Here is a 14,849-nt window from a genome sequence, read left to right on the forward strand (position 1 = left end):
GGGTTGCCATGTATGGACGCCTCGAAAGGTCGAAGGACTTGCGCCGAGTATCAGCAATTATGCAACGAGCGGGTACTAGCAGAACTGATAGGTTCGCCGTTGTAAGGTCGTGCGATACACGGACTGAAGATCAAAAGATCGCAGCCTTCGGCAGCTCCTACAGGGGTACTCCGAGCCTCTGTAGGAGCTGCCGAAGGCTGCGATCTTTTTGCTTGCGCAAACCTCTATTTCAAACCTGCGCAAAAGTTGGAAAGCTTCTTGCAGTGCCCACCCCGCGCCCGCTTCTGGCGTCAAAAGTTTTGCTTCAAAGGAACGGGGAATACCGGTGGATCGCTCTCAGTTAATCAACAGTGCCCGCACGAACATGGCAGACCTCAGTCGAGGCAATCTGGGCGTGCCGCTGTTGCTGCTGGTCATGTTGGCGATGATGATGTTGCCGATGCCGCCGTTCCTGCTCGACGTGTTTTTCACCTTCAACATTGCCCTGTCGATCGTCGTGCTGTTGGTCTGCGTCTACGCCTTGCGGCCGCTGGATTTTGCGGTGTTCCCGACCATCCTGCTGGTGGCGACGTTGTTGCGCCTGGCTTTGAACGTTGCGTCAACCCGGGTGGTGATGCTCCACGGCCAGGACGGCCATGCTGCCGCGGGCAAGGTGATCCAGGCCTTTGGCGAGGTGGTGATCGGCGGTAACTACGTGGTCGGTATCGTGGTGTTCGCAATTTTGATGATCATCAACTTCGTCGTGGTGACCAAGGGTGCCGGGCGGATTTCCGAGGTGAGCGCGCGGTTCACCCTCGATGCGATGCCCGGCAAGCAGATGGCCATCGACGCCGACCTCAACGCCGGCCTGATCGACCAGAACCAGGCCAAGGCGCGGCGTTCGGAAGTGGCTCAGGAGGCCGAGTTCTACGGCTCCATGGACGGTGCCAGCAAGTTCGTGCGCGGTGACGCCATCGCCGGCCTGCTGATTCTGTTCATCAACCTGATCGGCGGCATGGCGGTCGGTATCTTCCAGCACAACATGTCCTTCGCCGATGCCGGCAAGGTGTACGCGCTGCTGACTATCGGTGACGGTTTGGTGGCGCAATTGCCATCACTGTTGTTATCCACAGCGGCGGCGATCATGGTGACCCGTGCTTCGGGCTCCGAAGACATGGGCAAGCAGATCAACCGGCAGATGTTCGCATCGCCCAAGGCGCTGGCGGTGTCGGCCGGCCTGATGGCGGTGATGGGGCTGGTGCCGGGCATGCCGCACTTCTCCTTCCTGTCCATGGCCGCCCTGGCCGCCGGTGGCGCGTACCTGTTCTGGAAAAAACAGAACACGGCCAAGGTGCAGGCCCTGCAAGAAGTCAAGCGACAGCAGGAACTGCTGCCATCGCCGGCCCGCGCCCAGGAAACCAAGGAGCTGGGCTGGGATGACGTGACGCCGATCGACATGATCGGCCTGGAAGTGGGCTATCGCTTGATTCCGCTGGTGGACCGCAACCAGGGCGGGCAATTGCTGGCGCGGATCAAGGGCGTGCGCAAAAAGCTGTCCCAGGACCTGGGTTTCCTCATGCCCACGGTGCACATCCGCGACAACCTCGACCTGGCGCCGAGTGCCTATCGCCTGACCCTGATGGGGGTGATCCTCGCCGAGGCGGAAATTTACCCGGATCGCGAGCTGGCGATCAACCCGGGGCAGGTCTACGGCACGCTCAACGGCATAACCGCCAAAGATCCGGCTTTCGGCCTGGAGGCGGTGTGGATCGAAATCAGCCAGCGCGCCCAGGCGCAATCGCTTGGTTATACCGTGGTCGATGCCAGTACCGTGGTGGCCACGCACTTGAACCAGATCCTGTACAAGCACTCCAGCGAGTTGATCGGCCACGAAGAAGTCCAGCAACTCATGCAATTGCTGGCGAAAAACTCGCCGAAACTGGCCGAAGAGCTGGTGCCGGGCGTGCTGTCGCTGTCGCAATTGCTCAAGGTCCTGCAAGCGCTGTTGGCCGAACAGGTGCCGGTACGCGACATTCGCAGCATTGCCGAAGCCATCGCAAACAACGCCAACAAGAGTCAAGATACCGCCGCGCTGGTGGCTGCGGTGCGCGTCGGCGTATCCCGCGCCATCGTGCAAAGCATTGTAGGCACTGACTCCGAGCTACCAGTGATCACGCTGGAGCCAAGGTTGGAACAGATATTGCTCAATAGTCTGCAGAAGGCAGGGCAAGGCTCGGAAGAGGGCGTCCTGCTGGAGCCAAGCATGGCTGAGAAGCTGCAACGCTCGTTGATCGATGCGGCGCAGCGGCAGGAGATGCAAGGTCAACCGGTGATTCTGCTGGTGGCCGGTCCGGTTCGCGCGATGCTCTCGCGATTTGGCCGGCTCGCAGTCCCGGGTTTGCACGTGTTGGCGTATCAGGAAATCCCTGACAACAAGCAAGTGACCATCGTTGCGACAGTAGGGCCCAACGGCTGAGGTAGTGGTTTATGCAAGTTAAGCGTTTTTTCGCCGCCGATATGCGTCAGGCCATGAAGCTGGTTCGTGATGAGCTGGGCGCCGATGCCGCCATCATTGGCAACCGGCGCATCGCCGGGGGTGTCGAGCTGATGGCCGCCCTGGATTACAAGCTGTCGGCGCTGGCACCGCGTGTGCCGAACGTGGAGCTCGAGGACGAGCTGCGCAAGACCCAGTCGCGGATCGTCACCGCCCAGGCCGAATTGAGCCTGCGGGGCGAGGGCGAGAGCGACAAGGGCACCAATCGCCAGTTGTTTGCCGGCTTGCCGCTGACCGCTGCCGAACCGCTGATCGAACCGACCCTGGCCGAGCCACCGCGACCTGCCCCGGCACCTGCGCCGGCGGCCGGTCTCGATACCCGAGCCTTCGATTCGATGCGTTCGGAGCTCAATAGCCTGCGTGAACTCATGGAAGTGCAGCTCGGTTCCCTCGCCTGGAACCAGCTGCAGGGCAGCCGCCCGGCCCAGGCGAACCTGTGGCGTCGCCTGCAGCGCATCGGCCTGTCCGGTCCGTTGTCGCGGGACCTGCTGGCACTGGTCAGCGAAATTGAAGAACCCCGTCAGGCCTGGCGCATGTTGCTGGCGCACCTGGCGCGGATGATCGCCACCCCGGAAGTGGAACCGCTGGAAGAGGGCGGCGTGATTGCCATGGTCGGCCCGGCCGGCATGGGCAAGACCACCACCCTGGCCAAGCTGGCGGCGCGTTACGTGCTCAAGTACGGCGCTCAGAACATTGCCCTGGTAAGCATGGACAGCTTCCGCATCGGAGCCCAGGAACAGCTCAAGACCCTCGGGCGGATCCTCAATGTGCCGGTGACCCACGTCGATCCGGGCCAGTCGCTGGTCCAGGCGCTGGACCCGTTGCTGCGCAAGCGCGTGGTGCTGATCGATACCGCCGGCCTGCAAGCCAGCGACCCGGCCCTGCGCATGCAGCTCGAAAGCCTGGCCAGTCGCGGCATCCGCTCAAAAAATTATCTGGTCCTGGCAACCACCAGCCAGAAACAGGTTCTAACCGCCGCTTATCACAGTTACAAGCGTTGTGGGCTCGCTGGCTGCATCCTGACTAAACTGGATGAAACGGCAAGTCTGGGCGAGGTGTTGAGCCTGGCCATCAGCCATGAATTGCCGGTGGCCTACCTGACCGACGGTCCGCGGATTCCAGATGATCTGCATCTGCCGCGCCGTCATCAACTGGTCAGTCGGGCCGTCAGCGTGCAAATGCAGGAAGAACCCAGCGAAGAAGCCATGGCTGACATGTTCGCTGATATCTATCACAGCCCGACCAAGCAGGTTGGCTGAGGTAACAATGAATAGTTTTTGTACCTACATCGATGGCCTGCCATGCATTGTTCCGGTTGTGAACGCGCAGCCAGTTATGTGGCCCCGTCTATGCAGAACAAGGTAAAGAAATAACATGGGCAGCATGCATCCTGTACAGGTGATCGCGGTGACCGGCGGCAAAGGTGGCGTCGGCAAAACTAACGTGTCAGTGAACTTGTCCCTGGCTTTGGCTGAGCTCGGCCGGCGCGTCATGCTGCTGGACGCTGACCTGGGCCTGGCGAACGTCGACGTTCTGTTGGGGCTGACACCCAAACGTACCCTGGCCGACGTGATCGAAGGCCGCTGTGAGCTGCGCGACGTGCTGTTGCAGGGCCCCGGCGGCATCCGCATCGTGCCGGCCGCGTCCGGCACCCAGAGCATGGTTCATTTGAGCCCGGCCCAGCACGCCGGCCTGATCCAGGCCTTCAGTGACATTGGCGACAACCTCGACGTGCTGGTGATCGACACCGCCGCGGGCATTGGCGAGTCGGTGGTCAGTTTCGTGCGCGCGGCCCAGGAGGTGTTGCTGGTGGTCTGCGACGAGCCGACCTCGATCACTGACGCCTACGCCTTGATCAAGTTGCTCAACCGCGATTACGGCATGAACCGCTTCCGCGTGCTGGCGAACATGGCGCAGAGCCCGCAGGAAGGGCGCAACCTGTTCGCCAAGTTGACCAAGGTCACCGACCGCTTCCTCGACGTCGCCCTACAATATGTCGGCGCCGTGCCTTACGACGAAAGCGTGCGCAAGGCTGTGCAGAAGCAGCGCGCCGTCTACGAAGCCTTCCCGCGCTCCAAGTGCTCGCTGGCGTTCAAGGCGATCGCGCAGAAGGTCGACACCTGGCCGCTGCCCGCCAACCCGCGTGGGCACCTGGAATTTTTCGTCGAGCGCCTCGTGCAACAAACGGCAGGACCCGTGCTATGACCGCAAGCGGTTACAACCTCTACAAGGCATCGGCGCGTAACGCGCAGTACGAGCTGATCGAGCGTTACGCGCCGCTGGTTAAACGCATTGCCTATCACTTGCTGGCGCGTCTGCCGGCCAGTGTCCAGGTGGAAGACCTGATCCAGGCCGGGATGATTGGCCTGTTGGAAGTATCGACCAAATACGACGCCAGCAAAGGCGCGAGTTTCGAGACCTACGCGGGCATCCGTATCCGCGGCGCCATGCTCGATGAAGTGCGCAAGGGCGATTGGGCGCCGCGTTCGGTGCATCGCAATACGCGGATGGTCAGCGACGCGATCCGCACAATTGAAGCTAAAACCGGGCGTGACGCTAAAGATCACGAGGTTGCGGCCGAACTCCAATTGAGCCTTGACGATTATTACGGGATTTTGAACGACACCCTGGGCAGCCGCCTGTTCAGTTTCGACGACCTGTTGCAGGACGGCGAACACGAAGGGCTGCACGAGGACGGCGCGAGTGCGCATCTGGAACCGTCGCGCGATCTGGAAGATGAACGCTTCCAGGCGGCGCTGGCCGATGCGATCGCCAATTTGCCGGAGCGTGAGCGCCTGGTGTTGGCGCTGTACTACGACGAAGAGTTGAATCTCAAGGAAATCGGCGAGGTCCTGGGGGTCAGCGAATCCCGGGTCAGCCAGTTACACAGCCAGTGCGCGGCCCGCTTGCGGGGGCGTCTGGGAGAGTGGCGAGCGCGCTGAAGGCAGTGTGGGGGCACTGCGACTTGGCTGGTGGGGTGATGAACCGCGCCGGTCTCGATCCGTTGTACTCCAGACAGTCATCGAGTGTTTCGCCAGTTTGATTGAAATGGCGCGTCCAGGTGCTGGGCGCGTTTTAGTCTGCTTGGAGGTCGAATTGGACAAGAACATGAAAATCCTCATCGTTGATGACTTCTCAACGATGCGGCGGATCATTAAAAACCTGTTGCGTGACCTTGGGTTCACCAACACGGTCGAGGCCGACGATGGCACTAGCGCCATTCCGGTACTCAACAGCGGGAGCATCGACTTTCTGGTGACGGACTGGAACATGCCTGGCATGACCGGTATCGATCTGCTGCGCCACGTGCGCGCCGATGAAAGGCTCAAGCACCTGCCAGTGCTGATGGTGACCGCCGAAGCCAAGCGCGAGCAGATCATCGAAGCAGCCCAGGCCGGTGTAAACGGCTATGTGGTCAAACCCTTCACGGCCCAGGCGTTGAAAGAAAAAATCGAAAAGATTTTCGAACGCATCGGTTGAACTGCGCCACGGGGGAGCTATGGGGCATAACGAATCATCCCAGGGCGATTTTGAATCGACCCTGAAAAAACACGCCGTCGAATTGGTCGAGAGCCTTGAAAAGGGCAGGTTCGGCGATGCTGTGCAATTGATCCATGAGCTCAACCAGACCCGTGACCGTGGCCTGTATCAGGAAGTGGGCAAGCTCACCCGCGAGCTGCACAGCGCGATCGTCAATTTCCAGATTGACCCGCACATGCCTCAAGCCGAGGAAGTCTCACAGATCACCGACGCCACCGAGCGCCTGGGGTATGTGGTCAAGCTGACCGAAGCCGCCGCCAACCGCACCATGGACCTGGTGGAAAACGCCACGCCGCTGGTCAACAGCCTGGCTGAAGAAGCCCAGGGCCTGAGCACCGACTGGGGACGGTTCATGCGGCGCGAAGTCGGCGCTGAAGAGTTTCGTGAACTGGCCCGGCGCGTCGACGGCTTCCTGACGCGCAGCAGCACGGACAACCGCGCGGTGTCGAGCAACCTCAACGACATTCTGCTCGCCCAGGATTACCAGGACCTTACCGGCCAGGTGATCAAGCGCGTGACCCAGCTGGTCACCGAAGTGGAAAGCAACCTGCTCAAGCTCGTGCTGATGGCCAGTCAGGTGGACCGCTTTGCGGGCATCGAACATGACCGTGCGGCAATGCTTGCAGAAAAAGATCCACAAAAACATCTCTCGAAGGGTGAAGGTCCGCAGATTCATGCCGATAAAAGAGAAGACGTTATGTCCGGTCAGGACGATGTGGACGATTTGTTATCCAGTCTTGGATTTTAGGTTTTTAGGTTTTTAGACCTTAGGAGCACCCCCTTAATGAGCTTCGGCGCCGATGAAGAGATCCTTCAGGATTTCCTGGTTGAGGCCGGCGAGATTCTAGAGCAACTGTCCGAGCAACTGGTCGAGCTGGAAAGCCGTCCGGATGATGCGGACTTGCTCAATGCAATTTTTCGCGGTTTTCACACTGTAAAAGGGGGCGCCGGCTTCCTCCAGCTCAACGAGCTGGTGGAGTGCTGCCACATCGCCGAGAACGTGTTCGACATCCTGCGCAAGGGCGAACGTCGCGTCGACTCGGAATTGATGGACGTGGTCCTCGAAGCGCTGGACGCCGTGAACAGCATGTTCGGCGAAGTGCGCGAGCGGTGTCCGGTCACGGCTGCAACACCTGAACTGCTGGCGGCCCTGGCGCGCCTGGCCGAGCCGCAATCGGCTGACGAGGTGGCTGCTGTACCTGCAGCGGCAGTGGTCGAAGCACCTGAAGCCGATTCCGGCGATATTACCGATAACGAATTCGAGCAATTGCTGGACTCGTTGAACGCCGTCAAGGCCCAGGCCGAGGCGCCAGCGGTTGCGCCAGCACCGGCCAGCGAAGTGCCTGCCAGCGACGAAATCACCGACGCCGAGTTCGAGTCGTTGCTCGATCAACTGCACGGCAAGGGCAAGTTCGCCGTCGATGCAGTGGCCCCGGCGCCCGTCGTGCCGCCAGAGCCGAACCCCGCTGGCGATAGCTCGGACATCACCGACGAAGAATTCGAAGCCTTGCTCGACCAACTGCACGGCAAGAGCAACTTTGCGGTAGAGGCCCTGGAGTCGGCCATCGCATCGGTGCCTGCACCGGCAGCGCCCACCGCAGCGGCGGCCGGCAGCGACCTGATCAGCGATCATGAATTCGAAGCCCTGCTCGATGAACTGCACGGCAAAGGCAAGTTCAGCGAAGTGGGCACCGCGACAGCGGCGAACAGCTCGAGCGCCTCGGTAGCTGCTCCGGCCGCCAAGGTGGTTGCACCCAAGCCCGTGGCCAAGGCGCCCGAAGCGAAAGCCGAAGCGCCGGCACCCGTTGCCGTCGCTGCACCGGCTGCGGCCCGTGCCCCCGCCGCGCCACCCGCGGAAAAACCGGCCAGCGAAGCCGAGACCACCGTGCGGGTCGATACCGCGCGGCTGGACGAGATCATGAACATGGTCGGCGAGCTGGTGCTGGTGCGTAACCGCCTGGTGCGCCTGGGTGCCAACAGCGCCGACGAAGCCATGTCCAAGGCCGTGTCGAACCTCGACGTGGTCACGGCCGACCTGCAGACCGCGGTCATGAAGACGCGCATGCAACCGATCAAGAAAGTCTTCGGACGTTTCCCGCGCCTGGTTCGCGACCTGGCACGCCAGCTCAAGAAAGAGATCAACCTGGAGCTGGTCGGCGAAGACACCGACCTCGACAAGAACCTGGTCGAAGCCCTGGCCGACCCGCTGGTCCACCTGGTGCGCAACGCGGTCGATCACGGCATCGAATCGCCGGAAGAACGCGAAGCCTCGGGCAAGGCCCGTGGCGGCAAGGTGATCCTGGCGGCCGAGCAGGAAGGCGATCACATCCTGTTGTCGATCTCCGACGACGGCAAGGGCATGGACCCGAACGTCCTGCGTGCCATCGCCGTTAAACGCGGTGTGATGGACAAGGACGCGGCCGACCGCCTGAGCGATACCGAGTGCTACAACCTGATTTTCGCCCCGGGCTTCTCGACCAAGACCGAGATCTCCGACGTGTCGGGTCGCGGGGTGGGCATGGACGTGGTGAAAACCAAGATCTCCCAGCTCAACGGCTCGATCAACATCTACTCGGCCAAGGGCCAGGGCTCGAAGATCGTCATCAAGGTGCCGCTGACCCTGGCGATCATGCCGACCCTGATGGTCATGCTCGGCAACCAGGCGTTCGCCTTCCCGCTGGTGAACGTCAACGAGATATTCCACCTCGACCTGTCGCGCACCAACGTGGTGGACGGCCAGGAAGTGGTGATCGTGCGCGACAAGGCACTGCCGTTGTTCTACCTCAAGCGCTGGCTGGTCAGCTCCGCCGCTCACGAAGAGCAGCGCGAAGGCCACGTGGTGATCCTTTCGGTGGGCACCCAGCGGATCGGCTTTGTCGTCGACCAACTGGTGGGCCAGGAAGAAGTGGTCATCAAGCCATTGGGCAAAATGCTCCAGGGAACCCCGGGGATGTCGGGCGCCACCATTACCGGTGACGGCCGCATCGCGCTGATTCTCGATGTTCCGAGCATGCTCAAGCGTTACGCCACACGGCGTATTTGATTCTGGCGCGGTGGTGCGACTGAAGCCCCGCTGCGTCTAATGGAGTGTTTATGGCAGTCAAGGTCCTGGTGGTGGACGATTCGGGGTTTTTCCGCCGCCGCGTCTCGGAAATTCTTTCAGCGGATGTGAATATCCAGGTCGTCGGCACGGCGACCAACGGCAAAGAGGCGATCGATCAGGCGCTGGCCCTCAAGCCGGACGTGATCACCATGGACTACGAGATGCCGATGATGGATGGCATCACCGCGGTACGGCACATCATGCAGCGCTGCCCGACCCCGGTGCTGATGTTTTCCTCGCTGACCCATGAAGGCGCCCGGGTCACCCTGGACGCGCTGGATGCCGGCGCGGTGGACTTCCTGCCGAAGAACTTCGAAGACATCTCGCGCAACCCCGAGAAGGTCAAGCAACTGCTGTGCGAGAAGATTCTCAGCATCTCGCGCAGCAATCGTCGTGTCAGCAGTTACAGTGCGCCGGCACCGGTGGCCGCGCCGGCGCAGGCGCCAACGCCTGCGAGCACCATTGGTTATGGCAGCAGCGCGCCTGTGCGTCAGGCACCTGCTCCGATCCCGACTCGTGCACCTGCGCACACACCGTCATCGCCGGCGCCGAAACGCAAAGCCTACAAACTGGTCGCCATCGGTACGTCCACCGGCGGCCCGGTTGCCCTGCAGCGGGTATTGACCCAATTGCCAGCCAACTTTCCGGCCCCCATCGTCTTGGTCCAGCACATGCCGGCGGCCTTCACCAAGGCGTTCGCCGAACGCCTGGACAAGCTCTGCCGGATCCACGTCAAGGAAGCCGAGGACGGCGACATCCTGCGCCCGGGCCTGGCCTTGTTGGCGCCCGGTGGCAAGCAGATGATGGTCGACGGCCGGGGCGCGGTGAAAATCCTCCCGGGCGACGAGCGCTTGAACTACAAGCCGTGCGTGGACATCACCTTCGGTTCGGCTGCCAAGTCCTACGGCGACAAAGTTCTGGCGGTGGTACTGACCGGCATGGGCGCCGACGGCCGCGAAGGCGCGCGCCTGCTCAAGCAGAGCGGCAGTTCGATCTGGGCCCAGGATGAAGCCAGCTGCGTGATCTACGGCATGCCCATGGCGATCGTCAAAGCCGAACTGGCCGACGCGGTGTACGCACTGGATGACATCGGCCGGCACATCGTCGAGGCCTGTGTCTGATGGATGTTCTGAGTCTCATCGGCATCATCATGGCGTTCGTCGCCATCATTGGTGGCAACTACCTTGAAGGCGGCCATATCGGCGCGCTGGCCAACGGTCCGGCCGCGTTGATCGTGCTGGGCGGGACCATTGGCGCGGCGTTGCTGCAGTCGCCCATGAGCGCCTTCAAGCGGGCCATGCAGATCCTCGCGTGGATCCTGTTTCCGCCACGGGTCGACCTGGCCGGCGGCATCGATCGCGTCGTCAACTGGAGCCTGACCGCCCGCAAGGAAGGCCTGCTCGGGCTGGAAGGGGTGGCCGACGCCGAACCCGACAGTTACTCGCGCAAAGGCTTGCAATTGCTGGTCGATGGCGCCGAGCCGGAAGCGATCCGCAGCATTCTCGAGGTGGATTTCTACACCCAGGAAAGCCGCGACATCGAAGCCGCCAAGGTTTTCGAAAGCATGGGCGGTTATGCGCCGACCATCGGCATCATCGGTGCGGTGATGGGCCTGATTCATGTGATGGGCAACCTGGGGGATCCGTCCCAGTTGGGCAATGGCATCGCCGTGGCATTCGTCGCCACCATCTATGGCGTGGCCAGTGCCAACCTGGTGTTGCTGCCGATTGCCGCCAAGCTCAAGTCCATCGCGTTGCGCCAGTCGCGTTATCGCGAAATGTTGCTGGAAGGAATCCTGTCGATCGCCGAAGGTGAAAACCCACGCTCGATCGAGTTGAAGCTCCAGGGCTTCATGGATTGATGGGGGTAATGGACTATGGCTCGTCGTCGTCAACATGATGAACATGTAAACCATGAGCGTTGGCTCGTGTCCTACGCTGACTTCATCACCTTGCTGTTCGCCTTCTTCGTGGTGATGTACTCGATCTCCTCGATCAACGAAGGCAAGTACAAAGTCATTTCCGAGGCATTGATCGGCGTCTTCACCGACACCGATCGCGCGCTCAAGCCAATCCCCATTGGCGACGAGCGGCCAAAAACCGTGACCCCGGCCAAGCCGCTGGTCAAGGACAGTGACCAGGTCGATGCCGGTGTCTCGGGTGCCAGCGATCCGCTCAAAAGCATCGCCGACGACATCAGCGCGGCCTTCGGCGACCTGATCAGTTCCAATCAGATGACCGTGCGCGGCAACGAGTTGTGGGTGGAGATCGAACTCAATTCCAGCCTGTTGTTCGGCAGCGGCGATGCCATGCCCAGCGACATTGCCTTCAACATCATCGACAAGGTCGCGGCGATCCTGAAACCGTTCGACAACCCGATCCACGTCGAGGGTTTCACCGACGACCAACCGATCCGCACCTCGCAGTACCCCACCAACTGGGAACTGTCTTCGGCGCGCTCGGCCAGCATCGTTCGGATGCTGGCGATGCAGGGGGTCAATCCCGGTCGCCTGGCGTCGGTGGGGTATGGCGAGTTTCAGCCGGTGGCCAACAACGCCACGGCCGAGGGCCGGGCGCGCAACCGTCGCGTGGTGCTGGTGGTGTCGCGCAACCTCGACGTGCGCCGCAGCCTCACCGCGACCGGCGCGGCCAATGCACAACCGGATGCCGCCTTGAAGCGTGCTGGCACACAAACTGCACCGACCAAGGTCAAGTCGCCGGTAGGGGAGAACGCCGTCAATTCTCCGTCACCCGCATTAACACGTTGAGCTAATTCTCGGCCGAGCCGTTGGGCCGGGAGGAACAATCGAATGAGAGTCTGGGCAGTCGCCAATCAAAAGGGTGGTGTCGGTAAAACCACTTCCTCCATCGCTTTAGCCGGGTTGCTGGCCGAGGCGGGCAAGCGCGTGGTCGTGGTCGATCTCGACCCCCATGGCTCCATGACCAGCTATTTCGGTTACGACCCCGACAGCCTGGAACACAGCAACTACGACCTGTTCCTGCATAAAGGCAGCGTGCCCCAGGGCCTGCCGGGCCAGTTGTTGCTGCCCACCAGTCACGAATCCATTTCCCTGTTGCCCTCGAGCACCGCGTTGGCCACCCTCGAACGCCAGTCGCCGGGCCAGAGTGGCCTGGGCCTGGTGATCGCCAAGAGCCTGGCGCAGTTGTGGCAGGACTTCGATTACGCCGTGATCGACAGCCCGCCGTTGCTCGGGGTGCTGATGGTCAATGCGTTGGCAGCGAGCCAGCAACTGGTGATCCCGGTGCAGACCGAACACCTGGCGGTCAAAGGCCTGGAGCGCATGGTCAACACCCTGGCGATGATCAATCGTTCGCGCAAGCAGGCCTTGCCGTTCACCATCGTGCCCACCCTGTTCGACCGCCGCACCCAGGCGTCCCTCAGTACACTGCGGGTGGTGCGCGACAAGTTTCCGCAAGAGATCTGGCAAGGCTACATCCCGGTCGACACGCGCCTGCGCGATGCCAGCCGGGCGGGTCTGACGCCTTCCCAATTCGACGGCAAAAGCCGTGGCGTCGTCGCCTACCGCGCATTGCTCAAGCACCTGCTGGCGGCGCAACTCGTTGCGCAGGTGGCATAAGAATGAGCCCGATCCCTGTAGGAGCAAGCTTGCTCGCGACGGTCGTCAACGATAACGCTCGAAACCGGTCACCCCGCGTCGCTCTTGCTCCTGTAGGAGCAAGCTTGCTCGCGATGGTCGTCAACGATAACGCTCGAAACCTGGCACCCCGCGTCGCTCTCGGGTTCTTCGCGAGCAAGCTCGCTCCTACAGTGGGGGGGTGTCAGTGAATCGGCCGGTAAAGATCACATCGCGCCCGCAACTGGCGCTGCAGTCGTATCTGGACAGCCTGCTGCAAGAAGTCACCGAGGAACTCTCGGCGGACACCGACGCACCGTCCGAAGTGATCGAAGCCGAGTCTGCGCTCGACGAATTCCAGGCCGCAGTGCTCGAAGAGCAGGCCCGGGATGCACAGAAGGGCGCCGCCCCGGACGTTGCGCCTGTGGTAGCTGTGGCGAAGCCCGCTGTGGCCGTGATCGAAGCGTCGCCACCGGTCCTGACGCCAGTATCGACCATCGCGCCCTTGCTGCAAGCCCTGGTACCGCCGCCCGTCGAAGTGCATCAAGCCCTGGTGCCTCCAGTCGTCGAAGTGCATCTGCCACCCGCCAGCACGCCGCCACCGGCAGAAACCGACGGTCGTCCGGCCTGGGCGGCCGAACCCTTCGAATGCCTGTTGTTCGATGTCGCCGGGCTGACCCTGGCGGTGCCGCTGGTGTGCCTGGGCTCGATCTATCCACTGGCCGGCCATGAGCTGACGTCGTTGTTCGGCCAGCCGGACTGGTTCCTCGGCATCCTGCCGAGCCAGGCAGGCAACCTCAAGGTCCTGGACACGGCCCGTTGGGTCATGCCCGATCGCTACCGCGAGGACTTCAAGCAGGGCTTGCAATACGTGATCTCCGTCCAGGGCTACGAGTGGGGGCTGGCGGTGCATCAGGTCAGTCGCTCGTTGCGCCTGGACCCGAATGAAATCAAATGGCGCAGCCACCGTGGCCAACGGCCATGGCTGGCGGGCACGGTGATAGAGCACATGTGTGCCTTGCTCGATGTATCCGAACTGGCCGAGTTGATCGCCAGCGGTGGGGCCAGGCACATGGGCGGCAGCAAGCCGACCCACAAAACTACATAACAGAACAACACCGCCAGGGCGGTTTCTTGAGGGGATCAGGGTATGAATGACAAGGCAACGGCGGCAAAGGGTTCCGAAGATCCGATCCTGCAATGGGTTACCTTCAAGCTGGACAATGAAACCTACGGCATCAACGTGATGCGCGTCCAGGAAGTCCTGCGCTACACCGAAATAGCCCCCGTACCGGGCGCCCCGAGCTACGTGCTGGGCATCATCAACCTGCGCGGCAACGTGGTCACCGTGATCGACACCCGCCAGCGCTTCGGCCTGATGAACGCCGAAATCAGCGACAACACCCGCATCGTCATCATCGAAGCCGACAAGCAGGTGGTCGGGATCATGGTCGACAGCGTGGCCGAAGTGGTCTACCTGCGTCAGTCGGAAATCGAGACGGCACCGAACGTCGGTAACGAAGAGTCCGCCAAGTTCATTCAAGGCGTGTGCAACAAGAACAACGAACTGCTGATCCTGGTCGAACTGGACAAGATGATGAGCGAAGAAGAATGGTCGGATCTGGAGAATATCTGATTGATCCTCGAGGTAGCGGTCATTGTCCTGTTCCTGTTATGGGCAGGCACGCTGGCAATGTTTCTGTCTTACGTGCGCGGTCAGAAGCTGATCGCGGCACAACAGGCCCAGGGCGATGCGCAGCGTGACCAGCGCATCAAGGACCTGGGCCGGCGCGTCGATAATTACCAGAACGGCAACGTGAGCATGGGCGAAGACCTGCATGAACTTCGCGCGCTCGTCGCGCCCTTGCCGGACAGACTGGCCCGTCTGGAACAGCGCGATCCGGCGAGCCTGTCGTTTGAACAGGCGGCGAAACTGGTCGGGATGGGCGCCAGCGTCGACGAACTGACCCAGTCCTGCGGCCTGACCAAGGCCGAGGCGGAGTTGATGAGCAAGTTGCACAAGAGCAGCTAGCAGCTTCTAGCGGCAAGCCTCAAGCAAAAGATCGCAGCCTTCGGCA

At 61.7% G+C, this 14,849-nt stretch carries 14 protein-coding genes and 1 pseudogene; all 15 read left to right on the top strand.

Annotated elements, in window-relative coordinates:
* The first annotated feature begins 325 nt into the window (after positions 1 to 325).
* The 15 genes and pseudogenes from flhA to SOP95_RS28295 all read left to right on the top strand — a co-directional run bounded on the left by flhA (position 326) and on the right by SOP95_RS28295 (position 14,803).
* Complete coding sequence (gene flhA / locus SOP95_RS28225) at positions 326 to 2,455, top strand: flagellar biosynthesis protein FlhA (RefSeq protein ID WP_046819334.1); 2,130 nt, start codon at positions 326 to 328, stop codon at positions 2,453 to 2,455.
* 11 nt (positions 2,456 to 2,466) lie between these two features.
* The gene (gene flhF, locus SOP95_RS28230; RefSeq protein WP_274074860.1) at positions 2,467 to 3,792 is read left to right on the top strand and encodes a flagellar biosynthesis protein FlhF; all 1,326 of its coding nucleotides are present in this window, start codon (positions 2,467 to 2,469) and stop codon (positions 3,790 to 3,792) included.
* Positions 3,793 to 3,907: 115 nt separating this feature from the next.
* Entirely contained in the window at positions 3,908 to 4,738 is an 831-nt protein-coding gene (gene fleN / locus SOP95_RS28235) for a flagellar synthesis regulator FleN (RefSeq protein WP_007975361.1), read from the top strand.
* Positions 4,735 to 5,475: an RNA polymerase sigma factor FliA gene (gene fliA, locus SOP95_RS28240; protein WP_008055347.1), complete on the top strand. Its 741-nt coding sequence runs from the start codon at positions 4,735 to 4,737 to the stop codon at positions 5,473 to 5,475. Before fleN ends, fliA begins: the two co-directional genes overlap by 4 nt.
* A gap of 166 nt (positions 5,476 to 5,641) precedes the next feature.
* Positions 5,642 to 6,013, top strand: a complete 372-nt coding sequence (locus SOP95_RS28245; RefSeq protein WP_162488921.1) for a chemotaxis response regulator CheY — start codon at positions 5,642 to 5,644, stop codon at positions 6,011 to 6,013.
* 19 nt (positions 6,014 to 6,032) lie between these two features.
* Positions 6,033 to 6,821 carry a protein phosphatase CheZ gene (locus tag SOP95_RS28250; RefSeq protein WP_274074861.1) on the top strand — a complete coding sequence of 263 codons (789 nt, stop codon included), beginning with the start codon at positions 6,033 to 6,035 and terminating at the stop codon, positions 6,819 to 6,821.
* 36 nt (positions 6,822 to 6,857) lie between these two features.
* A complete protein-coding gene (locus tag SOP95_RS28255; protein WP_323609075.1) occupies positions 6,858 to 9,116 on the top strand; it encodes a chemotaxis protein CheA in 2,259 nt (752 codons plus the stop codon).
* Positions 9,117 to 9,166: 50 nt separating this feature from the next.
* Positions 9,167 to 10,297, top strand: a complete 1,131-nt coding sequence (locus tag SOP95_RS28260) for a protein-glutamate methylesterase/protein-glutamine glutaminase (RefSeq protein ID WP_323609077.1) — start codon at positions 9,167 to 9,169, stop codon at positions 10,295 to 10,297.
* Complete coding sequence (locus tag SOP95_RS28265) at positions 10,297 to 11,037, top strand: flagellar motor protein (protein WP_248677034.1); 741 nt, start codon at positions 10,297 to 10,299, stop codon at positions 11,035 to 11,037. The genes SOP95_RS28260 and SOP95_RS28265 overlap by 1 nt, the downstream gene beginning before the upstream one ends.
* 15 nt (positions 11,038 to 11,052) lie before the next feature.
* Positions 11,053 to 11,943: a flagellar motor protein MotD gene (gene motD, locus SOP95_RS28270; protein ID WP_323609078.1), complete on the top strand. Its 891-nt coding sequence runs from the start codon at positions 11,053 to 11,055 to the stop codon at positions 11,941 to 11,943.
* A 42-nt stretch (positions 11,944 to 11,985) separates the two neighbouring features.
* The gene (locus SOP95_RS28275; RefSeq protein WP_274074865.1) at positions 11,986 to 12,774 is read left to right on the top strand and encodes a ParA family protein; all 789 of its coding nucleotides are present in this window, start codon (positions 11,986 to 11,988) and stop codon (positions 12,772 to 12,774) included.
* Positions 12,775 to 12,887: 113 nt separating this feature from the next.
* Positions 12,888 to 12,968 (top strand): annotated as a pseudogene (locus SOP95_RS28280) (outer membrane lipoprotein carrier protein LolA); the annotation flags it as partial.
* An 11-nt stretch (positions 12,969 to 12,979) separates the two neighbouring features.
* Positions 12,980 to 13,879, top strand: coding sequence for a CheW domain-containing protein (locus SOP95_RS28285; protein ID WP_323609079.1), 900 nt, complete (start codon positions 12,980 to 12,982; stop codon positions 13,877 to 13,879).
* A 42-nt stretch (positions 13,880 to 13,921) separates the two neighbouring features.
* On the top strand, positions 13,922 to 14,407 hold the full coding sequence (locus SOP95_RS28290; protein WP_007946765.1) for a chemotaxis protein CheW: 486 nt from the start codon (positions 13,922 to 13,924) through the stop codon (positions 14,405 to 14,407).
* Entirely contained in the window at positions 14,408 to 14,803 is a 396-nt protein-coding gene (locus SOP95_RS28295) for a DUF2802 domain-containing protein (RefSeq protein WP_274074867.1), read from the top strand.
* Positions 14,804 to 14,849 lie beyond the last annotated feature (46 nt).

The sequence above is a fragment of the Pseudomonas sp. YuFO8 genome, assembly GCF_035065025.1.
In the GTDB taxonomy this organism is placed as follows: domain Bacteria; phylum Pseudomonadota; class Gammaproteobacteria; order Pseudomonadales; family Pseudomonadaceae; genus Aquipseudomonas; species Aquipseudomonas putida_AE.